22 protein-coding genes are annotated in these 24,642 nt (G+C 72.3%); 6 read left to right on the top strand and 16 right to left on the bottom strand.

The features are described from left to right. Positions 1-57: 57 nt before the first annotated feature. Positions 58-765: a carbon-nitrogen hydrolase family protein gene (locus HAV39_RS00770; protein ID WP_239121082.1), complete on the bottom strand. Its 708-nt coding sequence runs from the start codon at positions 763-765 to the stop codon at positions 58-60. 328 nt (positions 766-1,093) lie between these two features. Between HAV39_RS00770 and HAV39_RS00775 the strand changes: the two genes are divergently transcribed. Then, on the top strand, positions 1,094-2,953 hold the full coding sequence (locus tag HAV39_RS00775; RefSeq protein ID WP_203736784.1) for a Calx-beta domain-containing protein: 1,860 nt from the start codon (positions 1,094-1,096) through the stop codon (positions 2,951-2,953). A gap of 168 nt (positions 2,954-3,121) precedes the next feature. Further along, on the top strand, positions 3,122-3,913 hold the full coding sequence (locus HAV39_RS00780) for an META domain-containing protein (protein ID WP_191837194.1): 792 nt from the start codon (positions 3,122-3,124) through the stop codon (positions 3,911-3,913). Between the two features lie 138 nt (positions 3,914-4,051). On the opposite strand, the gene HAV39_RS00785 is transcribed toward HAV39_RS00780, so the two are convergent. The 3 genes from HAV39_RS00785 to HAV39_RS00795 form a co-directional block, all read right to left on the bottom strand. Beyond that, the gene (locus HAV39_RS00785; protein ID WP_244958729.1) at positions 4,052-5,701 is read right to left on the bottom strand and encodes an RICIN domain-containing protein; all 1,650 of its coding nucleotides are present in this window, start codon (positions 5,699-5,701) and stop codon (positions 4,052-4,054) included. Positions 5,702-5,836: 135 nt separating this feature from the next. Further along, positions 5,837-6,502, bottom strand: a complete 666-nt coding sequence (locus tag HAV39_RS00790) for a hypothetical protein (RefSeq protein ID WP_191837195.1) — start codon at positions 6,500-6,502, stop codon at positions 5,837-5,839. 117 nt (positions 6,503-6,619) lie between these two features. Next, positions 6,620-8,233: a RecQ family ATP-dependent DNA helicase gene (locus HAV39_RS00795; RefSeq protein WP_203736436.1), complete on the bottom strand. Its 1,614-nt coding sequence runs from the start codon at positions 8,231-8,233 to the stop codon at positions 6,620-6,622. A gap of 225 nt (positions 8,234-8,458) precedes the next feature. Here HAV39_RS00795 and HAV39_RS00800 point away from each other — a divergent pair, with 225 nt between their 5' ends. After that, positions 8,459-10,141, top strand: a complete 1,683-nt coding sequence (locus HAV39_RS00800) for a GH12 family glycosyl hydrolase domain-containing protein (RefSeq protein ID WP_191837197.1) — start codon at positions 8,459-8,461, stop codon at positions 10,139-10,141. 169 nt (positions 10,142-10,310) lie between these two features. Continuing rightward, positions 10,311-11,069 carry an alpha/beta fold hydrolase gene (locus tag HAV39_RS00805; protein ID WP_191837198.1) on the top strand — a complete coding sequence of 253 codons (759 nt, stop codon included), beginning with the start codon at positions 10,311-10,313 and terminating at the stop codon, positions 11,067-11,069. Here HAV39_RS00805 and HAV39_RS00810 read toward each other — a convergent pair. Continuing rightward, entirely contained in the window at positions 11,064-13,718 is a 2,655-nt protein-coding gene (locus HAV39_RS00810; protein WP_191837199.1) for a DUF4062 domain-containing protein, read from the bottom strand. The genes HAV39_RS00805 and HAV39_RS00810 overlap by 6 nt on opposite strands. 54 nt (positions 13,719-13,772) lie before the next feature. Then, positions 13,773-14,711 (bottom strand): SDR family NAD(P)-dependent oxidoreductase, encoded by a 939-nt coding sequence (locus HAV39_RS00815; RefSeq protein WP_191837200.1) that lies wholly within the window; start codon positions 14,709-14,711, stop codon positions 13,773-13,775. 166 nt (positions 14,712-14,877) lie between these two features. On the opposite strand from HAV39_RS00815, the gene HAV39_RS00820 reads away from it, so the two are divergent. After that, complete coding sequence (locus HAV39_RS00820) at positions 14,878-15,447, top strand: TetR/AcrR family transcriptional regulator (protein WP_191837201.1); 570 nt, start codon at positions 14,878-14,880, stop codon at positions 15,445-15,447. Here HAV39_RS00820 and HAV39_RS00825 read toward each other — a convergent pair. The 8 genes from HAV39_RS00825 to HAV39_RS00860 all read right to left on the bottom strand — a co-directional run bounded on the left by HAV39_RS00825 (position 15,426) and on the right by HAV39_RS00860 (position 22,614). Further along, positions 15,426-16,400: an NAD(P)/FAD-dependent oxidoreductase gene (locus HAV39_RS00825; RefSeq protein ID WP_373311813.1), complete on the bottom strand. Its 975-nt coding sequence runs from the start codon at positions 16,398-16,400 to the stop codon at positions 15,426-15,428. The two genes, HAV39_RS00820 and HAV39_RS00825, sit on opposite strands and share 22 nt — an antisense overlap. Positions 16,401-16,474: 74 nt before the next feature. After that, positions 16,475-17,062, bottom strand: coding sequence for an HD domain-containing protein (locus HAV39_RS00830; protein ID WP_191837203.1), 588 nt, complete (start codon positions 17,060-17,062; stop codon positions 16,475-16,477). A gap of 119 nt (positions 17,063-17,181) precedes the next feature. Continuing rightward, complete coding sequence (locus HAV39_RS00835; RefSeq protein WP_191837204.1) at positions 17,182-18,159, bottom strand: phosphotransferase; 978 nt, start codon at positions 18,157-18,159, stop codon at positions 17,182-17,184. Positions 18,160-18,226: 67 nt separating this feature from the next. Further along, positions 18,227-19,165: an RNA polymerase sigma factor SigJ gene (sigJ, locus tag HAV39_RS00840; protein WP_191837205.1), complete on the bottom strand. Its 939-nt coding sequence runs from the start codon at positions 19,163-19,165 to the stop codon at positions 18,227-18,229. Further along, positions 19,165-19,590, bottom strand: a complete 426-nt coding sequence (locus HAV39_RS00845; protein WP_191837206.1) for a carboxymuconolactone decarboxylase family protein — start codon at positions 19,588-19,590, stop codon at positions 19,165-19,167. Before HAV39_RS00845 ends, sigJ begins: the two co-directional genes overlap by 1 nt. Positions 19,591-19,735: 145 nt before the next feature. Then, a complete protein-coding gene (locus HAV39_RS00850; RefSeq protein WP_203736440.1) occupies positions 19,736-20,137 on the bottom strand; it encodes a four-helix bundle copper-binding protein in 402 nt (133 codons plus the stop codon). 122 nt (positions 20,138-20,259) lie between these two features. Continuing rightward, positions 20,260-21,906: an MDR family MFS transporter gene (locus tag HAV39_RS00855; protein ID WP_191837207.1), complete on the bottom strand. Its 1,647-nt coding sequence runs from the start codon at positions 21,904-21,906 to the stop codon at positions 20,260-20,262. 90 nt (positions 21,907-21,996) lie between these two features. Next, positions 21,997-22,614 carry an acyl-CoA-like ligand-binding transcription factor gene (locus HAV39_RS00860; protein WP_191837208.1) on the bottom strand — a complete coding sequence of 206 codons (618 nt, stop codon included), beginning with the start codon at positions 22,612-22,614 and terminating at the stop codon, positions 21,997-21,999. 267 nt (positions 22,615-22,881) lie between these two features. On the opposite strand from HAV39_RS00860, the gene HAV39_RS00865 reads away from it, so the two are divergent. Then, positions 22,882-23,088 carry a S1 RNA-binding domain-containing protein gene (locus HAV39_RS00865; protein WP_191837209.1) on the top strand — a complete coding sequence of 69 codons (207 nt, stop codon included), beginning with the start codon at positions 22,882-22,884 and terminating at the stop codon, positions 23,086-23,088. A gap of 47 nt (positions 23,089-23,135) precedes the next feature. Here HAV39_RS00865 and HAV39_RS00870 read toward each other — a convergent pair whose 3' ends face one another. Together HAV39_RS00870 and HAV39_RS00875 are read right to left on the bottom strand one after the other, a co-directional pair. After that, the gene (locus HAV39_RS00870; protein ID WP_191837210.1) at positions 23,136-23,567 is read right to left on the bottom strand and encodes a CBS domain-containing protein; all 432 of its coding nucleotides are present in this window, start codon (positions 23,565-23,567) and stop codon (positions 23,136-23,138) included. 46 nt (positions 23,568-23,613) lie between these two features. Next, positions 23,614-24,480 (bottom strand): universal stress protein, encoded by an 867-nt coding sequence (locus HAV39_RS00875; RefSeq protein WP_203736441.1) that lies wholly within the window; start codon positions 24,478-24,480, stop codon positions 23,614-23,616. Positions 24,481-24,642: the final 162 nt, after the last annotated feature.

Raw genomic sequence — 24,642 nt, forward strand, 5'->3', positions numbered from 1 at the left:
TCGCCGGCGGCGCAGGTCGGGTTGCCCGTCACGACCGCAAGGGCAGCGTAGGTGAAGTCAGGGCCGCAGCGTCGCCCGGGCGAGCTCGCCCGGCTCGGAACCGGCGTGGGCCAGCACGACGCCGCCGGGCGCCCATACCGCCGAGCCGCCCGCGGTCTGGCCGAAGCCGCCGCCGGTGGGGCCCGCGAAGCTCGCCACGGCGACCCAGACGGCCCGGTCGGCGGCGACCCGGCGACCGCGTTCGGCGGCGAGGTGCGCCTCGTGCAGGTGGTCGACCACCGAGGCGACGTAGACGTGAGCGCCCAGGTCCAGGGTCGCGGCGTCGTGCTCGGGAAACTTGATGTCGCGGCAGATCGCCAGGCCCAGCCGCCAGCCGTCGACCTCGACCACGGCGGGTCCCTCGCCCGGGGTGAACCGCTGCTCGGACTCGTGGACGTGCACCTTGCGGTAGGCGACGCGCGCCCCGGCGCCGTCCACCGCCAGCGTCGCGATGTACGCGTGACCGGCCCCGTCCCAGGCGGGCGCGCCCGCCAGCGCCACCGCACCGGTGTCGCCGCACGCCGCGACGAGCGGGCCCAGCCGCGGGTCGTCGACGGTGATCGCGGGCGCGTCGAGCTGGTAGCCGGTGAGCGAAAGCTCGGGGAAGACGACCACCCGGGCACCGGCGGCGCGCACCATGTCGGCGTGCGTCACGGCGTTGGCCGCCACGTCGTACGCCACCGTCGGCGGCTGCGCCACCGCGATCGCCAACGGACTGCGTTCCACCGGCGCTCCCCGCTATCGAATACCCGTCATACGTGTACGCGGTGCTCACTCACCTCACGACACCGCGGCCCGGCACAGCGTAGTCCGATCAGGTTACGCCGAACGGGGCGATCAACGGCCGTCACGCAGTGCAGTCGCGCTCGCACGTGCGGTCACTTAGTCGGCGTACGCCGGATAGTCAAGCGTTGATGGCGTGGAGATTCATCGCTTTGACTCTAGGCACACCCAGCAGCCCGCCTCCGGCAAACCCGCCGGACGACGCGGGCTGCCCGAAAGGATGTGCCAGATGTTGCACCTGCACAGGCGGAAGGCTACCCACCGGTGGGGCGTGAGTGTCCTGACGGTGGCCGCCATGGCGGCGTCAGGCCTGCTCTCCCAGCCGGCCCCGCCGGCGTACGCCGCCGCACCCGGCGTCGAGCCGTCCGCCGTCACCCGCACACTGCCGCCCGGCGGCTCCGCCACGATCGCCAAGGTCGTGCACACCCCCGCCGTGCCGCCGAACCCCGACATCGTGTTCCTCGCCGACACCACCGGCAGCATGGGCGGGGCCATCGCCAACGTGAAGTCCAACGCCGCCGACATCCTGACCGCCGTCAGCGGCGCGCAGCCCAGCGCGCAGTTCGCGGCGGCCAACTACAAGGACGTCAACGACACTCCGCCGTTCGCCGTCAACCAGGGTCTCACCGCCGACCAGGCCCTGGTGCAGGCGGGCGTCGACGCGTGGAGCGCGGGCGGCGGCGGCGACATCGCCGAGGACGGCCTCAACGCGCTCTACCAGCTCGCCACCGGCGCGGTCACGTTCCGTCCCGGCGGCACCCGCATCGTCGTCATCTTCGGCGACGCGGTCTCGCACGAACCGAGCCTCGGCCACACCCGCGCCCAGGTCATCGCCGCACTCCAAGCGGCCGGCGTACGGGTGGTCGCGGTCAACGTCGGCGCGGGCGGCCTGAACCAGAACGGCCAGATCCAGGCCGTCACCGACGCCACCGGCGGCGTGTTCCTGGACAACGTGCCGGCCAACCAGGTCGCCGACGCGATCCTGGCGGGCATCCAGGCCATCGAGGTGACGGTCACCCCGAGCGTGGACTGCGACGACCCGCTGTCGGTGTCGCTGTCCCCCGCGTCGCGGACCGTGACCAGCGGTGACGACGCGGCGTTCAGCGAGACCGTCGATGTGGACGGCGAGGCCGCCGGCGGGACCTTCCAGTGCGAGGTCGACTTCCTCATCGACGGCGCCGGCCGCGGGTACGTGCAGACCCTGACCGTGCACGTGCCCGGCCTGAGCGTGTACGACGTCCAGGTCAACGAGGGCGCCGGCACGGTCGACTTCACGGTCACCCTGTCCTCGCCCGCCCCGTTCCCGGTGAGCGTCAGCTACGCGACCACCACCGGCACCGCCGGGGCCGCCGACTACACGGCCAAGAGCGGACTGCTCACGTTCTCCCCGAACGAGACCCTGAAGACGGTCACCGTGCCGATCGCCGACGACGCCGTCGACGAACTCAACGAGACCTTCAAGCTGGGCCTCAGCTCGCCGAGCGGCGCGGCGCTGACCGACCCTTCGGGCGAGGCGACCATCGTGGACAACGACCGCGACGGCGTCTTCACCTGCTCGGCGACCGCCCTCAACCTGGCCGGACAGCTTTCGGCCCAGGCCAACCCGGCCAGCAACCCCTGCGTGGACGCCACCGCGACCGGCCCCGACAACACGCTCAACGCGGGCCTGGTCACCGTGAAGACCACGGGCCTGTCCGCGAGCACCGACCTGACCCCGAACAACCAGAGCACCGCACCGGCAGCGGGCGACAAGGCCGTCTCCACCGCCGCCGCGGGCTCCACGAAGATCACCGTCGCGGGCCTGGTCACCATCGAGGTCGGCTACATCAACTCGACCGCCTCGGCGACCTGCGTGGCCGGACCCGGCGGCCTCGTCCCGCAGTTCACCGGCTCGTCCACCATCACCAACCTGAAGGTCAACGGCGCGACGGTGACGGTCGGCAGCGGCCCCCTCACCGTCCCCCTGGTCGTCGGCACCCTGAAGCTCAACAGCACCACCACCACCGCCACCGGCGTCACCCAGCAGGCCCTGGTCCTGGACACCCTGCTCACCGACGTCGTCATCGGCGAATCCAAGGCCGGCGTGACCGGCACCCCCACCCACCCCACCGGCACTCCGTGCCGCGCCTGAGCTGAAGGAAGGGCACCTTCACATCGATATACGTAGCGGAAGGTGCCCTTCCTCACGCTTCACCACCTGCGAGCTGCCAGGACGCTCGGCCGCGAAGACGGTCCGGGCGTTCTGGCGATCGGGCGGAACCGCGCGGGCCCCGCAGCGGTCGAAGGTAACGTGAAAACAGTGCGCGTAGTGCCGCTGCTGGCTGTCCTGCTGCTCGCCGCATGCGCGCAGCCCCTCGACGCCGGTGCCGACGGCCCGCCCGACGACGGCGCCGTCCTGGCCGGCCGGACCTTCCTGTCCACCGCCGTCGTCCGCGACGGCAAACCATACGAGCTGTTCAGGGGCACCCGCCTCCGGCTCACACTGGACGGCAAAGGCCATGTCGGGGCCGCCGCCGGGTGTAACAGCATGGGCGGCGACGCCGACCTGTCCGGCGGCCGCCTGCGGATGACCGGCGACGTGAGCATGACCGAGATGGGCTGCGACCCGAAACTGCACGAGCAGGACGCGCTGGTCTCCGGCTTCCTGCAGGCCGGGCCGCGCTGGGAGCTGGCCGGGGACGTGCTCACCCTGCGCACCGACACCATGGAGGTCACCTTGCAGGACCAGGAGTCCGCCGACCCGGACCGGCCGCTGACCGGCACCCGCTGGCAGGTCGACACGGTGCTCGACGGGCAGAGCGCCGGCTCCGTCCCCGCCGGCGCGACCGCCTTCCTCGAATTCGCCGACGGCAAGGTGCAGGGCCACACCGGCTGCAACAACCTCGGCGGCACGGCCGTGCTCGCCGAGAAGACCATCGCCTTCGCCGACATCTTCACCACGAAGATGGCCTGCGCCGACGACGTCGACAAGCTGGAGCGGGCCGTGCTGGCCACACTGAAGGGCGACGTGACCTGGCAGGTCACCGCCGACCGGCTGACCCTCACCGGCCCCGACGGCCACGGACTCCAGCTGCGCGCCGCGCAGAAATGAGGCACGGCGTGGCCGCGCGCTGACGGTCGCGGTCACGTCGATGCGGCCAGGACCGGTGACGCCCGGCCGTGGTGGAACCCACCACGGCCGGGCGTCGTTCGGCCACCGGCACCGGGCGCCGGTGTCACCGGTGGTCTGTCAGGACACGATCCAGTTCTGGTTGGACTGGACCGGGTTGCCGCAGGTCCAGATGATCATCTGGGTGCCGTTGGCGGTGCCCCAGCCGTCGGCGTCCAGGCACTTGCCCGACTGCGGGTTGACGATGGTGCCGTTGGCGTTGACCGTCCAGCGCTGCGCGCCGTTGCCCAGGCACGTCCACAGCCGCACGATCGTCCCGTTGGCCGTGGCGCCCCCGGCCACGTCCAGGCACTTGCCTGAGTTCGGGTTGACCAGCGAGCCGTCGGCCTCGACCCGCCACTTCTGCGCCGGGTTGTTCAGGCAGTCCCACAACTGCACCTTGGTGCCGTCGGTGGTACGTCCACCGGACACGTCAAGGCAGCGGTTGGACCCGACGCCTCGCACGGTGCGCTCCGGATTGGTGCTGCCGGATCCGTTGACCCAGCGGGAGTTGCCGAGCTCGGCCAGGAACCGGCTGCGGATCGTCGCGTCGGCCTGGATGCGCGAGTCGCCCCAGTAGCCGTTAGCGCAGCCCGGCTGGCCCGCCGGAGCGCCGTTGCACTGCCAGTTCGGCTGGGCGTCCCAGTTGGTGTTGATGTATGCCACGGCCCGGATCACGTCGGCGTTCGCGGCGATGTAGCCGAAGAAGTCGGCGTACCAGGTGTTCCAGATGGCGTCGGCGGTGGTCGCCTGCGGGCTCTTGTTGAAGATGCAGCTGCGGGTCTTCGCGCCGGTGGTGAAGCCCTGCGGCGACGCCTCAGCGATCATGACCGGCTTGCCGTGGCCGCGGGCGAAGTTCAGCACCCGGTCCTGCAGCGCGCGCGGCGAGATCGACGGCGTCTTGCAGGCCCACTGCACCTGGTTGTACGTCGCACCATAGAACGCCGACATCCCGACCCAGTCCACGTACGCGTCACCCGGGTACCACACGTCGAAGTGGTTGGCCGCGGTGACGATGTAGTGGTACTCCGGGTTGTTCGGGCTCTCGTCGATCGGCCAGGCCGCCGACTGCCACACCGTGGCGACCTTCGTCGCGCCGAGGGCGTCGATGCGGCCCTTGATGTAGCGGAACGCCTCCTTGTAGAAGTCGGCGTTGTAGCAGTTCCACGGACCGTCGTACTCGTACCCGATACGCAGGAACACCTCCCGGCCGGTGTTCTTGAGCCAGGTCACCATCTCGTCGACCTTGGCCCGGTACGACGTGATCAGGTTGGGGTTGCCGGCGGTGACGTCAGCGTCGTTGCGGCCCATGATGGCGCGCAGCGGCTGGTTGCCGCAGCCGGCCGTGGCGTCGGACAGGTACAGGCCGACGGCCAGCGACGCACCCGGGTACTGGCTGAGTGTGGCAGGGAAGTCGTAGACGCCCGAGCCGTAGTCGACGGGGCCGTAGAAACCGGCGAGCGGGCCGGGCGTGCCGCCCAGGATGAGGTTGGTGTACAGGGTGACGCCGCCGGGCCGGGGCGCCGACGGGGCCGGGTCGAGCACGTCGCGCTTGTAGTCGGCCAGGGTGGTCGAGTCCTGGCCCATGAACAGCCGGATCTTGCCGTCGGCGGGCAGGTTGCGGCCGCTGACGGCGGCGTGCGCCGGGGGCGCGACGAGCATGGTGAGCGCGGCGGTCGCCAGGGCGAGGGCAGCCGCGAGCCGCCCACGCCCGTACAGGGAACGGGTCATCACTTACTCCGAATGGTCGGGTGGAGCCGTGCGGGTGCCCGACGCTAAACCCGCCCCCGAGCGGAGGTCCCTAGTTTTCGTAAATGTTTCGAAGCTCGCACGGTCCGATGTGCACGTCGCTCAGCGGCCCGGTTCTCAGCCGCTGCTCGGCTCGTCCCAGATGTGCGCGCCGAGCTCGGCGTCACGGATGCCGTAGCGGTAGCGCATGAGGCGGATCGTGGACTTCGCCGACTCCTCGACGGTGGGCAGCATCAGGGCGACGACACGCCAGGACCGCGGCGCGGCCGCTCGCTCCCACGGCTCCTCCTCCAGCAGCGCCAGCAGCCGGTCCAGCTCCTCGCGCGTGCCGGCCGGCTCGCCCTCGTTCGGGGACCTGAGCCGTTCGGTGATGCTGTGCTTCTCGAGTCGGGCGCGGGTGAAGCGGACCAGGCCGCGCACCTGCCGGATCTGCCGCAGTTCGTGGCGCGGCATGCGCCAGCCGTCCTCGATGAGCAGCAGGCTCGCGGCCAGCCCGAGCAGCAGCATGGCCTTGACGAACACGTCCGCCGCGGGATCGGGTTCGCCCGGCAGGCACAGGTACGTGGCACAGCCGGCCACCACGATGGTCAGGCCGACCCAGGCGCGGGCGTGGGCCGGCGGGATCAGCCACTCACTATGTCCGAGGACGCGGATGGTCCGCCGCTCCGGTTGCCGCCAGCGGTGCAGCCAGATCTGGTACTGCACCAGCATCCGCAGCGCCTGCCCGAGCACGACCGCGTATCCGATGGTCAGGGCCGAGGTGAACACTCCGTCGAACAGCATCGCGGTCACCATAACCGAGCCGTACGACATCGATCGATCCCCTGCGACGCCCGGGCCGTTGGGCGGTGCGGCCGGGGCGCTCGCGAACGCCGCGAGGCCCCGGCGGCACCACCAGGGTCAGGCCGCGGTGAGCAGGTTGCGGGCGCGGACCGCCTTCAGTGACAGGGTGCGGTATCCCACCTCGTCGAACAGCACCGTGATCCGGTCGTTCTCCTCGCGCATGACCACGCCCGGTCCCCACTCGGCGTGGGTCACCCGCGACTGCACCGGGAAGCCGGTGTCCACGTCGGACTGCGCGTCGGCGGTGCCCGCGGTGCAGGTGTCGCAGCTGCCGCAGGTGTCGACCAGGTCCTCGCCGAAGTAGCCGAGCAGGAACTGACGGCGGCAGTCGTCGGTCTCGGCGTACCCCCGCATCATCTCGACGCGGGTCAGCTCGACGGTGCGCATCTGCGCGGCCTCGACCGCGGCCGCCGCGACGGCGGCGGCCAGCTCGCCGCCGGTCCACCGCACGCCCTTGCCCGTGGTGAGCACGGCCCCGGCCTCCTGCAGCAGGTTGACCGAGCGGGTGACCCGCGAGCGGGTCACGTCGAGTTCTTCGAGCAGGTCGTCGATGCGCACCGGGCCGTCGGCCGCGATGACGCCCGCACCGACGCGGGTGAGCAGCTCCTCGTCGACGGTGCCGGAGGAGAAGAAGCGCGGCAGGCGCAGGTCCTCGGGCCGGAAGTAGAGCACGGCGGTGGCCGGGTCGCCGTCGCGGCCGGCGCGGCCGATCTGCTGGTAGTAGGAGTCCAGCGACTCGGCGGGCGCGGCGTGCACCACGAAGCGCACGTTCGGCTTGTCGATGCCCATGCCGAACGCCGACGTCGCGACGACCACGACCCGGTCGGAGGCCAGGAACGCGTCGTGCACCGCCGAGCGCTCCGCGGAGCTCAGACCCGCGTGGTACGCGTACGCCTCCTCGCCCGCCTCGCGCAGCGCCTGGGCGTACTCCTCGGTCTCGCCGCGGGTCTGCACGTAGAGCAGGCCGGGCGGGTCGAGGGCGATGACGCGCTCGATGATCTCGCGGCGCTTCTCCCGCTCGGTGATCTCGCGGGACACCTCCAGCCGGATGTTGGGCCGATCGAAGCCCTTGACCAGCTGCACCGCGTCGCGCATGCGCAGCCGCTCGACGATGTCGGCGCGCACCGGCGGCGACGCGGTGGCGGTCAGCGCCAGCACGGTCGGGTGGCCCAGCCGCTCGATGACCTCGCCGAGGCGCAGGTAGTCGGGCCGGAAGTCGTGGCCCCACGAGGAGACGCAGTGCGCCTCATCCACCACGAACAGCGACGGCTTGGCCTCCAGCAGCTGCTGCACGACCTCGTCCTTGGCCAGCTGCTCCGGCGCCAGGAACAGGAACTCGGCGTCACCGGCCTGGATGGCGTCGAACGCGGCCGCGTTGTCCCGGGCGCTGCGCGCGGAGTTGACCACGTGCGCGTCGGGCGCGCCGCGGTCGACGAGGTTCTTGACCTGGTCGCGCTGCAAGGCGATGAGCGGCGACACCACGATCGTCGGCCCGCCCACGACCAGGGCCGGGACCTGGTAGATGGCCGACTTGCCGGAGCCGGTCGGCGACACCACGATCGTGTCGCGGCCCGCGGTCACGTGGGCCATCGCCTCCTCCTGCGCCGGGCGCAGCGCCGTCCAGCCGTACACCTGTGCCGCGACCTCGCGCAGCCGCTGCAGATCTCCCACCTCGTGCTCCTCCCCAGACTCGAACCCGCATCCTCCCATCCGGTGCGCAGGCGGCCCGCAGCGGTCCGAAAGGTAACGAAACCTTGGCGCGCATGTAACTTCCATGAAACTGATTACCGTCAATGGTTTTGTTTACAGGCACTTCGACGATGGCCTATGGTGTCCGGTGGAAGCGCTCCCAGTCATGGCACCTCCCGATCTCTCCTCCCCTGCCCAAGGAGTGACATGCACGCCACGACGAGCAGAAAGCATCGCCTCGCTACAGTCGTCTCAGCCATCGCGCTGACCGTCGCCGCCACCGCCGTGAGCCTTCTCGCGGCGCAGCCCGCCCAGGCCGCGACCATCTGCGAGCAGTACGGCACCGTGGTCGCCGGCAACTACGTGATCCAGAACAACCGGTGGGGCACCAGCGCCACCCAGTGCATCAACACCACCAGCAACGGGTTCAGCATCACCCAGCAGGACGGCGTCGGCAACACCTCGGGTGCGCCGGTGTCCTACCCGTCCATCTTCCTGGGCTGCCACTACTCCAACTGCAGCCCGAGCTCGCCGCTGCCCAAGCAGCTGAGCACCATCGGCACCGCGCCCAGCAGCATCAGCTTCTCGTACCCCGGCAGCGGCACCTACGACGCCGCGTACGACATCTGGCTCAACGCCGACACCAACGTCTCCGGCGTCCAGGACACCGAGATCATGATCTGGGCCAACCGGCAGGGCAGCATCCAGCCCATCGGTTCCCAGACCGGCACCGCGAACATCGCCGGGCGCAGCTGGGCCGTCTGGACCGGCAGCAACGGCGCCAACAACGTGGTGTCCTACCTGTTCACCGGCTCTCCGATCACCTCGCTGAGCTTCGACGTGATGGACTTCGTCCGCGACACGTTCACGCGCGGCTCCCAGTACGGCAACAACAGCTGGTACCTGACCAGTGTCCAGGCGGGATTCGAGCCGTGGATCGGCGGTGTCGGCCTGGCCGTGAACTCGTTCTCGTCCTCGGTCACCACCGGCGGCGGCACCCAGCCGCCCGGCACCCCGGGCACGCCCAGCGCGTCGAACGTGACCACGAGCGGCGCGTCGCTGAGCTGGTCGGCGTCCTCCGGCACGGTCAGCAGCTACCTGATCGAGCGGGCCACCGGCGCCAGCAGCACCAGCTTCAGCCAGGTCGGCACCTCGTCCTCGCCGTCGTTCACCGACTCCGGGCTCGCCGCCAACACCACGTACCGGTACCGCGTACGCGCCTCCAACTCCGCGGGCACCTCCGGCTACTCCGGCATCGTCAACGTCACCACCACCACGGGCGGCGGCACGCAGGTCCCGGGCACGCCCGGCACGCCGAGCGCGTCGAACGTGACCGCAAGCGGCGCATCGCTGAGCTGGTCGGCGTCCTCCGGCACGGTCAGCAGCTACCTGATCGAGCGGGCCACCGGCGCCAGCAGCACCAGCTTCAGCCAGGTCGGCACCTCGTCCTCGCCGTCGTTCACCGACTCCGGGCTCGCCGCCAACACCACGTACCGGTACCGCGTACGCGCCTCCAACTCGGCGGGCACCTCCGGCTACTCCGGCATCGTCAACGTCACCACGACCGGCGGCGGGGGCGGGGGCGGCTGCACCACCACCGCCGCGGTGCAGAGCCAGTGGAACAACGGCTACGTCATGCAGGTGACGGTCACCAACACCGGCTCCAGCACGATCAACGGCTGGTCGTCGACCGCGACCCTGCCGTCCGGCCACGCGCACACCGGCTCCTGGCCGCAGGCCGCCGTGGTCAGCGGGCAGAACGTGACCGAGACCAACCAGAACTGGAACGGCAGCCTCGCGCCGGGCCAGACCGCGTCGTGGGGCTTCCAGGCCAGCCGTCCCAACGGCAACACGGCGCTGCCGACCGCGTACTCCTGCACCGCCTCGTAACCGCGTACCACCCGATCACGTGCGGCGGAGCCCTCGGCTCCGCCGCACGTCATGTCAGGCTCGCCGAGCGCGGGCGACCGGATCACCGTCGCGGCGACCCGCGCGGTCCGACGCGGTCGGCCTGCAGGCGGTGTAGGGTCAGGCTGATCATCTTCTTGGGAGGTCCCCGGTGCGTACCGCTCACCTCGCCTGGGAGCGCCACGGCGGCGAGCCGGGACTGCTGCTCCTGCACGGCTTCTCCGACTCCGGCGCGTGCTGGGACCCGGTGCTCCCGGCGCTGACCGCGCACACCGGCGCGATCACGCTGGACGCCCGCGGCCACGGTTCGTCCGGGCTGCCGGAGGAGCCCACCGGCACCGCCGCCAACGCCGCCGACGCGGCGCTCGTGCTCGACGGCCTCGGGCTGGGGCCGGTCGTCGTGATCGGGCACTCGATGGGCGCGCTGGCCGCCGCCGCGCTGGCCGCCGCCCGGCCCGACCTTGTCCGGGCGCTGGTGCTGGAGGACCCGCCCGGTCCGCACCACACCCTCGCGGCCGACGGCATGCCGTCCTGGCTGGCCGAGCTGCAGGCGCTGGACCTCGACGCGCGGATCGCCAAGGGCCGCGCGGACAACCCCGGCTGGCCCGACACCGAATACCGGCCGTGGGCGGTCAGCAAGGGCGAGTTCGACCCGCGGTTCTACGACCTGCCGTACGAGCCGGGCCCGTCGCTGCTGCAGTCGCTGGCCGGGGTCGCGTGCCCCACCCTGCTGATCTACGGCGAGGTCGCCCGCGGCGGCCTGCTGGCCGAGGCCGACGCCGACGACTGCGCCGACGCCGCCGCGGGGCCGTTCACCGCGCTGCGGGTCACCGGCGCCGGTCACTGCGTACGCCGCGATTACCCGGCCGCGTTCATCGCCGCGATCGGCGACTTCCTGTCGTGGTCATGACGATGCCACGGCGGCGTCGAGCTCGCCGTTGACGGCGGCGATCGCCTCCCGGTGGCCGAGCCGGCCGCCGGCGGCGCAGATCTGCTCGTAGCGCTCGTCGCCGAGCGCCGCGCGCATCTGGGCGTGCCGCTGCTCCCGGTGCCGGCGCAGCATCGGCCACAGGTGAATGCCGGTGCGCCGCCGCAGCGCATCGGCCGCGCAACCCAGCAGGGTCGCCCGCGCGAAGTCCCCGTCGCCTGCGGCGAGTTGCGCGTAACCCGCCAGGCACAGGGTGAGACTGCGCACGTTGTTGGCTTGCAGGCCCAGCGTCAGCCCCTGGTCGAGCAGCTCTCTGGCCTGCTGCGGGTGCCCGATCTCGACGGCCATGATGCCCCGCTGGCTGCGGACCCAAGCGCACAGCCACGCGTTGTCGATCCGCCGCGCCAGCTCGTCGGCCTCCGCCAGGTGGACCGCCGCGTCGTCATGACGGCCGAGGTTGCACTGCATGGTGCCGGTCGCGGTGAGCACCAGGGCGGTCCAGAACGGCTCGTCCAGGTCGCGGAACAGTTCCAGGCTCGCCAGCGCCTCGCGCAGCGCGCGGTCCAGGTCGTCGGCGAGCGGCGCGGTCCAGGCCATCGCCAGGTGCGCCATCGCCCGCAGGAACGGGTCGCCGATGCGGTCCAGCAGCGGCCCCAGGCGCTCGTACGCCCACAGCGCGCCCGCGTCGTCGCCGGTGTTGTCGCCGAGCACCGCTGCCGTCCACAGCAACTCCACCCGGGACTCCAGGTCGAAGGCGTCGAGGTCGTCCGACAGCCGGCGCACCCAGGGCCGGATCTCCGCCAGGTGCTCCCACAGCGACCAGAACGGCCACAGCTGCCGGAACAGGTGCGGCAGCGGACCCGGATCGTGCGCCAGGTGCCAGCGCACCGCCGCGGACAGGTTGCCCGCCTCGGTCTGCAGCCGCTCCCCCCACTCGTGCTGGCCCGCGCCGCGCAGCGGGTGGTCGGCCCGTCCGGCGAGCTGCCGGAAGTACTCGGCATGGCGGCGGTGGACCTCGGGGCCGTCGTCCCTGGTGGACAGCTGCTCGGCGGCGAAGTCCCGGACGATGACCAGCAGCCGCGACCGCGGACCGGCCTCGGTGATGTCGACGTGCACCAGGCTGTGCTGGTGCAGCGTGTCGATCAGTTCGAGCGTCTCGTGCTCGGGCAGGCCGGCCACGTGGGCGGCGGCGTCGACGGTCCAGCCGTCGACGAACACGGCCATGGTCTGCAGCAGGCGGCGCTCCGCGTCGGGCAGGATGCCGACGCTCCACTCGACCGTGGCGCGCAGGGTCCGCTGGCGTTCGGGCAGGTCGACCGGTCCGGCCCCGAGCACGCCGAGGGAGTCGGTGAGCTTCGCCAGCAGGATCTCGGGGTCCTTGAGCCGGATCCGGGCGGAGGCCAGTTCGATGGCGAGCGGGATGCCGTCCAGCAGCCGGCAGATCCGCACCACCGCGCCGACGTTGGCCTCGGTGAGGGCGAAGCCGCGGCGCACCGCGCGGGCGCGTTCGGCGAACAGGGCCACCGCCGGGGCGGCGGCCAGCTCGGGCAGCGTCATCGTGTCCGGATCGTCCGGCACGGACAGCGGCTGGACCTCGTACTCCCACTCGGCCCGCAGCCGCAGCACCCTTCGGCTCGTCGCGACGACCACCGTGCCGGGACAGCGGGTCAGCAGCTCGTCGATGCTGTGGGCGAGGTCGACCTGTTCCACGTTGTCCAGCACGATCAGCCAGCGGTCGTCGCCGAGGTGCTCGCCGATGGCGTCCAGCGGGGAGGGTCCCGCGCCGATCGACGCGCCGACGGCCCGGCCGATCGCGGCCAGCGCCGCGTCCGGCCGGGTGAACTCGGCCAGCGAGACGAACACGGTGCCCTCGGTGAACCGCTCGCCTATCCGGTCGGCGACGGCGAGCGCCAGCCGGGACTTGCCGATCCCGCCGGGTCCGGTCAGCGTCACCAGCCGCACCTCGGGCCGGTCGAGCAGGGCCGCCACCTCCTCGATCGCGGGTTCGCGCCCGACCAGCGAGGTCGCCCCCATCGGCAGCACCCGCGGGCCGCGCGTCGGCGCGATCGGCTGGGCCTCGGCTGCCGCGAACCGGGCCCGGGCTGCCGCGGGCGGGGCGTGCGCGGCGGAGGCACCGGCGGCGAAACGTTCGCTGAGCAGGGTCGCCAGGTCGTCGCGCACGAGCCGGCCGAGTTCGGTCGCCGTCGTGAAGAGGCGGTACGAGGTGGCCGCCTCCTGCTCCACGCCTGCCAGCATGTCGGCGAGCCGGGGGTCGCGGTCGTCGGCGGGGGTCTTCACGTAGAGCAGGCGGGGCAGGTCGCGGGACAGCTCCAGCTCGTCCTGCAGACCGGAGACGGCCATGTCGGGGCCGACCCAGCCGTACTCCTGCCAGTACAGCCCGATGAAGACGTCGCTCTGCGCCAGGTAGGCCCGGTACAGGTCGCGGGGCGGGTGGGGGCGGGCGCCCAGTTCGAACATCACCGGCGTCAGCCGCATCGCGGTGACGGCCCGCTCCACGGCCCGCCGCTCCACGGCCAGTTCCCGCAGCGTGGAGCTGACGAAGACGCGTAGCCGCTGGTCCGGAGTTCGGATGTGCGTGTGGTGCGCCGCGCCGCCCACCGGAAGGTCCATCTCACCATCTTGACCGAAATGCCCTTCCGGCCAGGCCGGAAGGGCATCGGCGCGTCAGGCCGCCAGGGTCTGCTCGGTGACCTCCCACAGCCGCCGCGCGGCAGCCGGGTCCAGGGCGTACGCGGCCACCCCGCGCCGGCTGCCCGCCACGTTCGGCTCGGCCTCGGCGCAGTCCTCGAAGTAGCGCCCGCCGACGCCGTCCAGCAGCGGCGAGGTCGCCACCAGGACCGACGTCGCCGCGCCCTGCTCCGGGGTCTTCCACAGGAAGTCGCCGCCGCCCATCTGCGCTCGCAGCCGGTTCAGCTCCTCCTCGGACACGTAACGCTGCAGGTTGGTCTGGATCGCGCCGGGCATCAGCGCGTTGACCGTGATGCCGTCGGCGGCCCAGCGCCGGGTGCCCTCCACCGCGAACAGCACGTTGGCGGTCTTCGACTGCCCGTACGCGGCCCAGGGCTCGTACTCGCGCTCGGTGAAGTGGATGTCCTCGAACACCACCGGCGAGCGCAGGTGCGCCGAGGAGCTGACCGAGACCACCCGGGCGCCGCCGGCCGCGGCGAGCGCGCCGTGCAGGCCGCGGGCCAGGGCGAAGTGTCCGAGGTGGTTGGTGGCGAACTGCATCTCCCAGCCCTGCGGGGTGCGCATCAGCGGCGAAGCCATGATCCCGGCGTTGTTGACGAGGATGTGCAGCGGGCCGTCCCAGCCGGCGGCGAAGGCGGCGACGGAGTCCTGGTCGGCGAGGTCGAGCCGGGACACGAAGACGGCTTTGTTGCCCGTGGTGGCGGTGATGTCGGCGGCGGTGCGGTCGCCGGCGGCGGTGTCGCGCACCGCGAGGGTGACCTCCGCGCCCGCGCCGGCCAGGGCACGGGCGGTCTCGACGCCGATGCCGGACGCGCCGCCGGTGACCACGGCCCGCCGGCCGGTGAGGTCGATGCCCTGCACCACCTCGGCGGCGGTGGAGGTGGCGGAGAACGGGGTGGTGATACGTACGCTCATGATCTTTCCGTCCTGATCGGCGTTGCCGGGTCGGGTCCTCCGGTACAGTCAACAACCGGAGGCCCCTCCGTTACGCCCTCCACGCTAACCGGAGGATCCTCCGTTTTGCAACCGCATCGCCGGCACGCACAATGAGCTGCGTCACCACCGGCCGGAAGGAGGAGCCGTGACCCGGCCACTGCGCGCCGACGCGCAACGCAACCGCGAGCGGCTGCTCGAGGTCGCCGCCCAGGCGTTCGCCCACGACGGGCCGCAGGTCTCCATGGACGCCGTCGCCAAGCAGGCGGGCGTCGGCATCGGCACCCTCTACCGGCACTTCCCCACCCGCGAGGCACTGGTCGAGGCGGCCTACCGCAAGGAGCTGGCCCGGCTGTGCGACGCCGCCCCGGGCCTGCTCGACACCATGCCGCCGGACCTGGCCGTACGCGCCTGGATGGACCTGTTCACCGAGTACCTGACCACCAAGCGCGGCATGGCCGACGCGCTGCGCGCCGTGATCGCCTCCGGCGGCAACCCGTTCGCGCAGAGCCGCGACCGGCTGCTCGGCGCGATCGGCACCCTGCTCGACGCGGCCAGCGCCGCGGGCACCGTACGCGCCGACATCCGGCCCGAGGACGTGCTGGTCAGCCTCAGCGGCGTCAGCCTGGCCACCGCCGACCCGGCGCAGGCCGAGCAGGCCGGACGGCTGCTCGACCTGCTCATGGACGGCCTGCGCTACCGCCCGCCCGCCACCTGAAACCCGGCTGCGCCGGCAGCGGCGACCGCCCGCGCGGTGTCCTCGGCGACCAGGTCGAAGTTGATGAAAGCGGCCGCCCGGGAGCCGCCCGCCGCCGCGTGGATGACCTGCGCGGACAGGTCGGTGACGTTGCCCGCCACCCACACCCCGGGCACCTCGGTCAGGCCGCTCGGGTCCGCGGCGACGTACGCGCCGAACGGGTGCTCGGTCAGCGTCACGCCCAGCGACTCCAGCACCCCCGCCCGCGGCACCATCTGCGCGGACACCACCAGCGCCTGGCACGGCACCACCGTGCCGTCGGCCAGCCGCGCCCCGGTCAGCCGGTCGTCGGCCACCGCCAGCCCGGCGACCTCACCGGACACCAGCCGCACTCCGCGCGCGGTCAGCTGCGCCAGCTCCGTCTCGGTCGGTTCGGGGCCGGTGTGGCGCAGCAGGGTCACGTCCGGAGTCCACTGCCGGTAGAGCAGCGCCTGCTGGGCCGCGTGCGCGCCGGTCGCCAGCACGGCGACGGCCTGGTCGCGCACCTCCCAGCCATGGCAGTACGGGCACTGCAGCACGTCGCGGCCCCACCGCTCGCGCAGTCCCGGGACCGGGGGCAGCTCGTCGACGACGCCGGTGGCCACGAGCAGCCGCCTGGCCCGGACCACCCGGCCGCCGTCGAGGGTCACGGCGAAGCCGCCGTCCTCGCGTACCGCCGCGACCACCTGGCCCGACACGATCTCGCCGCCGTAGCCGCGTACCTCCTCCCGGCCGATCTTCAGCAGTTCGCCCGGCGGCATCCCGTCGCGGGAAAGGAACGCGTGCATCGCCGCGGCGGGCGCGTTGCGCGGCTCGCCGCCGTCGACCACCAGCACCGAGCGCCGCGCCCGCGCCAGGGTCAGCGCCCCGTTCAATCCGGCGGCCCCGCCGCCGACGACCACCACGTCGTACGCCTCAAAGGTCATCTCGACCACCTCCGGGACCACCCTGCGCCGCCCCGCGCCATTTCGGCAAACATTGTTGCCGAACCAGCAAGCCAGGCGTCGCGCTACAGCGGGTGACGGGCCTGGAATGCCAGGCGGGCGTCGGCGTCGCGGGCCAGCCGCTCCAGCAGGTCGTCCAGGCGAAGGAACGCCTCCCACGGCTGCTCGCCGCTCGCCGCGCACCACCGGGCCGTGACCTCGTCCTCCAGTCCGGGCACCCGTTTGCCCTTCCACACCTTGTCGGCGAGCACGACGAGCAGATCCTCGATGCTGAGCCCGTCGTACGCCACGGACCCGTGATCGAGGGCGAACCGGGCCAGGCGCGGTGCGACGCCGCGCTCGATCAGCAGCTCGTGTCCCGCCGGCTCGTGTGCCGAACCGGGTCCGGACAGTTCGGACGGATGCACGACCTTGCCGATGTCATGCGTGGCCGCTCCGAACAGCACCTCGTCGGCCGACACGGCGAGCCCCGGGCACGCCTCGCCCACATCGGCGAGCAGTCGGGCGGCCACGTCGTGCACCGCCCGCAGATGCGCGCCGAGCCGTGGCGGCGCGTCGAGCTCGGCGAGCAGCGCGGCGACGCTTTCCGGCAGTGCGCGCAGGTCGGGATCGGTCGCTTCGGTCAGGGCACGCTGGAGCGGGGTGATACGCACCGGGCCGAGGTTAACCCGCGCCGTGCCCTGCCGCGAGCCGAACTCCGCGCAGTTCAGCCCAAGGCTCCCGTTAAGAAGGTGCCCTTCCGCTACGGATGGCGATGTGAAGGTGCCCTTCCTTACCGGAGGGTGGTGAGGATGCGGGTGAGGATCTCGTAGGTCTTGGTGTCCTCGGGGGTGCCGGTGTGCGGGGCGCGGAAGCGGGCGATGTCGACGGCCAGGTCGGCGATGTCCCAGCGCTGCCGGTAGAGGTCCAGCAGCGGACGGTGCGCCGAGCGGCCGGTGGCGGCGGCGTACGCGTCGAGGACGGTGTCGTCGTCGGCTGCCAGCAGCCACAGGTCGCGTTCGGGCGGGGCGGTGGCCGCGGTGTCCCAGTCGATGAGGCGCCAGCCGTCGGAGGTGAGCATGGTGTTGCCGGGGTGGGGTTCGCCGTGGGTGAGCACGGCCGGGTGGTCCCGGTTCTCGGCGACCAGCCGGTCGTAGCGGGCCAGCAGGTCGCGGACCGGTCGTTCGTGTTCGGCCAGCAAGCGCGCCAGCGGCCGGGCGTACGGGCCGGTGTCGGGAAGGTCCCCGGCGAGCGCGGCGGCGAGCCCGTCGCGGTGCGGCACGGTGAAGTCGTCGGCGGGCGCGTGGCGGCGGGCGGCCGCGGGTGCGGCGTGCACGGCGATCACCATCTCCAGCACGGCCTCCCGGTGTCCGGGCACGTCGTACTCGCCCCAGCCGAAGCTGCGCCCGTCCAGGTGCGGGTGGACGGCCACGGTGTAGCACTCGCCTGCCCTGGCCAGCGGCTCGCCGCCGCGCGCCGCGACGGGCGCCACGACGAAGGCCAGACCCGCGTCACGCAGCTCGGCCGCCGCGCGCAAGGATCCCCGCAGCCGCTGGTACGCCTCGTCGAGGGTCTCCGCCGGGGTGCGGCGCTTGAGGGTCAGGTCGTCGGCGGTCAGGAACCAGCGGCCGCCCGCGGCGTCGGTGACCGACCAGTGGTGGCTGCCCCAGCCGACGGGCCGGTAGCCCAGCTCGGCCACGTCCATCCCCCAGCCATCGCCCAGCGTCTTGACGAGCAGTTCCTCGGACAGGTCGGCGGGAGGTGTCAGCACACCGGCCAAGGTACCGGCCGGCCGGAACGGGGCAACCGCTTTTCGGCGGGCGCCCGCGTCGGCACCGTCAGAGCAGCGCCCAGGCCGCACGGGCCTGCGCCGCGGAGTTCCGGTCGTCCGCGAACAGGCCCAGCGCGCACACCTTGTCGGGATTGCTCAGCAGTTGGATTGCCGCGAGCCGGCCGCGGTCGGTCTCCCAGGTCATCAACGACCACCGCATGCCCAGCCGCACCAGCGCGGCCGGCCCGCAGTTGACTTCGAGCAGCAGCCACTCGAGGTCGGCGGCCTTGGCGCTGACCCCGGCCAGGAAGCGGGCCACGCGCGGCGCGCCGACGACCGGGTTGACCGCGGCGCGGGCCTTGCCGCCGCCGTCGCTCCACAACGTGGCCTCCTCGGCCAGCACCGCCTGCAGGCCGGCCCGCTCGCCGGCGGCCACCGCACCCAGGAAACGCGTGACGAGGGCCCGGTGCTCCGCGCCGGCCACGCCGAAGCGCTCGCGGTCGTCGCCGATCCGGTCGGCGGCGCGGCGGTGCAGCTGCCGGGCGTTGGTCTCGGTCAGCCCGAGCACGTCCGCGATCTCCTCGTACGGCCACTCGAACGTCTCCCGTAGCAGGTAGACCCCCCGCTCGGGCGGCGTGAGCCGTTCCATGAGCCGCAGCGCCGCCAGCGACAGCGTGTCGCGCTGCCGGGCGGTCTCGGCCGGGTCTCCGACCTGGACCCCGACCGGAATCGGTTCGGGCAGCCAGGTGCCCGGATACGTCTCCCGGCGGTGCCGGGCCGAGCGCAGCTGGTCGAGGGCGAGCCGGATGGTCACCGTGACCAGCCACCGCCGCGGGTCCGCGATCGCCTCGCGGTCCGCGCCGTGCCAGCGCAGCCAGGCTTCCTGCAGCACGTTCTCGGCGTCCCACCAGCTGCCGAGCATCCGGTAGGCGACCCCGAGCAGCACCGGCCGGTGCTGCTCGAAGACCGCCACGTCCGCCGGACGCAGTTCCACATATGCCGTCATCACACCGCCGGGTGCAATCGGGTGGTCACGCCGATGCGATTCCACAGGTTGATGGTGCCGATCGCCAGGATGAGATCGGCGACCTCCTTGTCGGTGAAGGCCGCGCGGGCGGTGTCCCACACCTCGTCGGAGACGCCGTACTCGCCCAGCTTGGTCACCGCATCGGTGAGCGCCAGCGCGGCGCGCTCGCGGGCGTCGAAGCCCGGGAACTCCCACCACGTGCTCACGCCGAGCACCTGCCGCATGTCCGCACCCTGCTTGATCAGGTCCGTGCCGTGCAGGTCGACGCAGTACGCGCAGCCGTTCAGGATCGAGGCGCGCAGCTTCACCAGGTCCAGCAGCCGGGCGTCGAGGCTCTTGTGCAGGTACTTCTCCAGCCCCAGCACTGCCCGGTAGCCCTCGGGTGCGATTTCGCCCAGGTTCATCCGCTGATCCATCGTTTTGCCCCTCCGTGTTCCATTGTCACGGCAACCGGCGGTCGCCGCCTCAGGAACGACAGGACAACCCGATCCGGTTGTGACACCTCGGGGCGGTATTGCGACGCAGCACACGTCCGCCGGACGGCGGCGCTCAGGCCAGTGCCGGTTCGGCCAGCATCTGCCGGCAGGCGTCGCGGGCGGTCTCGCACGCGTCCGCGGCGATCTCGCAGTGCCGGTAGCGGTCGGCCTGGCTGCGGCTCTCCTGCGCGCACACGTCGCAGACGGTCGCGCACGCCTCGATCACGGCCCGCGCCAGCTCGGGGTGGTAGCCGCGGAACCGGTCGAGGATCTCGGCCGCGGTGGCGCACATGTCGGCGCAGTCCAGGTTCGTCCGGATGCAGATCACCAGTTCGGCCACCGCCGGGTCGCCCAGGCAGGCGTCGGCGCAGGAGTTGCAGGCCTCCGCGCACAGGTTGCACGCCCGCACGCAGGCGGCCCGCACATCGTGGCGCAGGTCTTCCTCATCGCGGTACATCGGAGTCATCGGCTGCATGGCTGGCCCCCGATCCAGAAAGATCAATTCTACCCGAGCCGGGTCAGACCCGGTGCGCGGATTGTCCGGAACGCGAAAGGGCGCCCGTGCCCGGAGACACGGACGCCCTCCAGCGGCAGAGGTCACTCCACCCGCACCCGCTCGTCGGGCTTCGCCGGCGTCTCGGCGCCGCCCTCGACGCCGAGGTCGGCGGCGTCGGCGGCCGCCGACTCCATGGCGAGCCGGTCCGCGCCGCTGAGCGTGCTCAGCGGCTTCTCCTTGATGAACAGCACCACGACGAACGCCAGCGCCGCGATCGGCGCGCCGACCAGGAACAGGTCCGCGGTGGCCAGGCCGTAGATCTCGGCCACGATCGCCTTGATCTCCGGCGGCAGCGAGGCGAGGTCGGGGACCTGGCTGTTGCTGCTGCCCGCGGGGGCCGGGCCGAACCGCTCCTCACGCAGGTCGGTGATCCGCGCGGTCATCACCGCGCCCAGCGCGCTGACGCCGACCGCGCTGCCCATGCTCCGGAAGAACGTCAGCACCGACGTGGTGACGCCCAGGTCGTGCGCGGGCACGTCGTTCTGCGCGGCCAGCACCAGGTTCTGCATGAGCAGGCCGACACCGATGCCGAGCACCGCCATGTACACCGACACCAGCGGCACGCTGGTGGTGTGGTCGATCGTGCCCAGCAGCAGCATGCCCACCGTCATCACGACGGCCCCGACGACCAGGTAGATCTTCCACTTGCCGAACTTGGTGATGAGCCCGCCCGCGATGGTGGACGAGAACAGCAGACCGAAGATCATGGGCAGGCTCATCAGGCCCGCCACCGTCGGCGACTTGCCCAGCGAGATCTGGAAGTACTGCGACAGGAACACCGCACCGCCCATCAGCGCCAGACCGACCAGCACGCTGGCGATCGTGGTGAGGGTGACGGTGCGGCTGCGGAAGATGCCGAGCGGGATGATCGGCTCGGCGGCCCGCGACTCGACCCACACGGCCAGCGCCAGCAGCACCAGGCCGCCGGCCACCAGCGCCGCGGTCCAGCCAGACGCCCACGCGAACTTGTTGCCCGCCAGCGTCGACCAGATCAGCAGCGTCGACACGCCCGCGGTGATCAGGAACGCGCCCAGGTAGTCGATCTTCACCTTGCCGGGCGGGGTCGTTGGCAGGTGCAGGGTGCGCTGCAGCAGGTAGATGGCGAGCAGGGTGAACGGGACGCCGATGAAGAACGTCCAGCGCCAGCCCAGCCAGGAGGTGTCGACCAGCACGCCGCCGATGAGCGGGCCCGCGATGGTGCCGATGCCGAACACCGCGCCGAAGATGCCCGAGTAGCGGCCCATCTCCCGGGGCGGGATCATCGCCGCCATCACGATCATGGCCAGCGCCGTCATGCCACCCGCGCCGACGCCCTGCACGACCCGGCTGACGAGCAGGATCTCCACGTTCGGGGTGAAGCCCGCGATGAGCGAGCCGACCACGAACAGGCTGAGCGACAGCTGGATGAGCAGCTTCTTGCTGTACAGGTCGGCCGCCTTGCCCCACAGCGGCACGGTGGCGGTCATCGCCAGCAGCTCGGTGGTGACGATCCAGGTGTAGACGGACTGGCTGCCGTCGAGGGCGGCGATGATGCGCGGCAGCGCGTTGGCCACGACCGTCCCCGCCAGGATGGACACGAACATGCCCAGCATCAGGCCGGACAGCGCCTGCATCACCTCACGGCGCGACATGGGCACCGTGTCGGGGTCCGGTCCGGCGTTCTGCGCCGGTATCTCGGTCGCGGTCATTCTCTTCCTCACGTGGTGCGACTACCGGGTGAGGATCACCCGGGGGGAACAGGGGCGCCGGGGCGCGGGCGCGGCGGCGGAATCGCGGGATCAGTCAGGGTCGGGCAGGCCGGCGGCCAGGCCCGAGAACGCCTCGTCCACCAGCGCGCCCAGGGACAGCGCGCCGGCCGCGGCCATCCAGCGGGTGGCCGCGACCCGGAAGGAGGCGCTGGTGGCGGCCACGACGAGCGCCGGGTAACCATGGGCGACCGGGTCGACACCGAGGTGCGCGGCGATCTGCTCGGTGGTGGCCCGCTCGGCTTCGGCGTTGCTGAGCACCAGCCTCGGCAGCAGCTGCGGGCTGCGTTGGATGATCTCCATGCGCAGGAACCAGTGATCGCGGTCGGCCTCCATGGCGGCGACCACCAGCAGCACGGCGCGGCGCACCGCCTCCAGCACCGGCATCGTGGGCAGCAGCACGGCCAGCCGGGCCCGCATCGCGTCGACCTCCACCAGGTGGTCGCCGAGCACGGCGTCCTCCTTGGAGGCGAAGTAGTTGAAGAAGGTGCGCGAGGACACGCCCGCCTCGGTGCTGATGTCGTCCACGGTGACCTGGTCGAAGCCGCGCAGCGCGCACAGTCGCAGCGCCGCGCCGGTCAGCGCGGCGCGGGTCTGCTGCTTGCGAAGGTCGCGCCGACCCAGTGGCGCATCCTGCTCGATCGGGGTCACGCGCCGATCAAACCTTAAACTTGCAGTGGCTGCAAGTTTATTTACGCCCGTGTCCCCCGGCCGGGCAGCGCCACTTCGGAAAGCGGGCAACCCGGTTGCCAAGGGGCGGAACCGTAACTAGGGTCATGCGCTGTGACTGCCGGGTCGGCCCAGTGCCGTGATCAGATGAGGCATCCGGCTGAGCCGTGATCGCCCGGCGGGCCCGTGGCCCGCCCTCCTTCGTCGACGCCCGCATGAGCGGAGCCTGCCGAGGAAGGAGGTGATCGCATGTCCCGCTTCGAAGAACTCAACGCCGGTGACGTCCTGGTAGGCCAGGTCGTCAAGATCGTGCCGTTCGGCGCTTTCGTCAGCATCGCCGACGACGCCCACGGGCTGCTGCACGGCGAGACCGGACCGCAGGTCGGTTCGAGCATCACGGTACGGATCCTCGAGATCGATCGTGAGCGCAGACGCGCCAGCCTGACGCTGGCGTGATCGCGGCGGGGGAGGCGGCTGGAGCCGTCTCCCCCGCTCCCGCCCGGTCACCGGGCCAGCAGTGCGACGAGATCGCTGCCCGTCACCACGCCGACCGCCACGCCGCGGGTGTCCACCACCGCCACGGCGTCCACGCAGGCCGTACGCATCAGACGCGCGGCGTCCACCACCGCCGCCCCGGTGGCGACCACCGCCGGTGTGCGGTCCAGCACCGACGAGACCCGCCGGTACGACAGCGTGGTCGGCTCGGCGGCCCACGCCGCCACCACGGATCGGTCCGCCAGCACGCCCACGCATCGACCGCCCTCGTCCGTGACGACCAGATGCCGCAGCCCGTCCCGCACCATCACCGCGAGCGCGTCGCCCAGCGTCGTCGACGTCGCGACGCAGTGCGGCGGCGCGCTCATCACCTCGCTGATCTGCCGCCAGGCCAGTCCCGCTGCCCGGTCCGGCCGGCCCTGTGCGATCCGCCTGTCCATGACTCGCTCCTGACCCGCCCCGGTCACCCGCCCGGTCCGGCCCGCCTCACGACGTGTGGCGCACCACCAGCACCGGGCAGGCCGCGTGGTGTAGCAACTGCTGGCTGACCGAGCCCAGCAACAGGCCGGTGAACCCGCCGCGGCCCCGCGCGCCGACGACCATCAGCTGCGCCTGCTCGCTCAGGCGCACCAGCTCCCGACCGGTCCGTCCGGTGACCAGCTGGGTGCGGACCCGGACGTTCGGCTGGCGCTTCTGCTCGGCGTCGAGGGCCGCGTCGAGTTCGTGCTGCTCGGCCGAGCGTGCGGCGTCGGCGTCGTAGAGCGCGGGCACCGAGTAGGACAGCGTCGTGGCGGCGTCGTGCCATACCCGCACCGCCAGCAGCTCGGCGTCACGCTGCCGGGCCTCCGTGAACGCCTCCCGCACGGCCGCCGCCGACCCCGCCGAACCGTCCACCCCGAGCACCACCGGGCCGGGCCGTCCCTCACCCCGCACCACCAGCACCGGCGTGGTGCAGTGCGCCGTCACCTCTACCGCGACCGAGCCCAGCAGCAGGCCGGCGAACCCGCCCAGGCCGCGGTCGCCGAGCACGAGCAGCTGCGCGGCCCGGGCGGCCGCCAGCAGCACGCCCGCGGGGCCGCCGGTGACCAGATCCGCCCTCACCTCGACGCGCCCGTTCGCGGCCTTCGCCGCCGCCGTCGCCTCGGCCAGGATGCGCTCGGCGTCGTGGCGCAGCCCGCCCTCGGGCACCGCCTCCGACGCGCCTGTCTCGACATGCATGAGCGGCCAGATGAAGGCGTGCACGATACGCAGCCCGCACCCGCGCCACGCCGCCTCGCGGGTAGCCTCGCGCACCGCCTCCAGAGCCGTCGCCGAACCGTCGACGCCGACCGCGACCATCGCCTGCTCGCTCATCGTGTCTCCCCACCCATTATCGGTCACGCAGCGCCGACGGGAACCGCACACGCGCTGCTCAGGCGCAGGAAGGCCGCGGCTACCGCACCGCCCCGCAGGGCCCGGCCCGGGAGATCCGCCGAAGGTCGCGCGGTCGACGCGGGCGGGGCGCACATTGAAGGA

The sequence above is a fragment of the Catellatospora chokoriensis genome (assembly GCF_011297315.1).
In the GTDB taxonomy this organism is placed as follows: domain Bacteria; phylum Actinomycetota; class Actinomycetes; order Mycobacteriales; family Micromonosporaceae; genus Catellatospora; species Catellatospora citrea.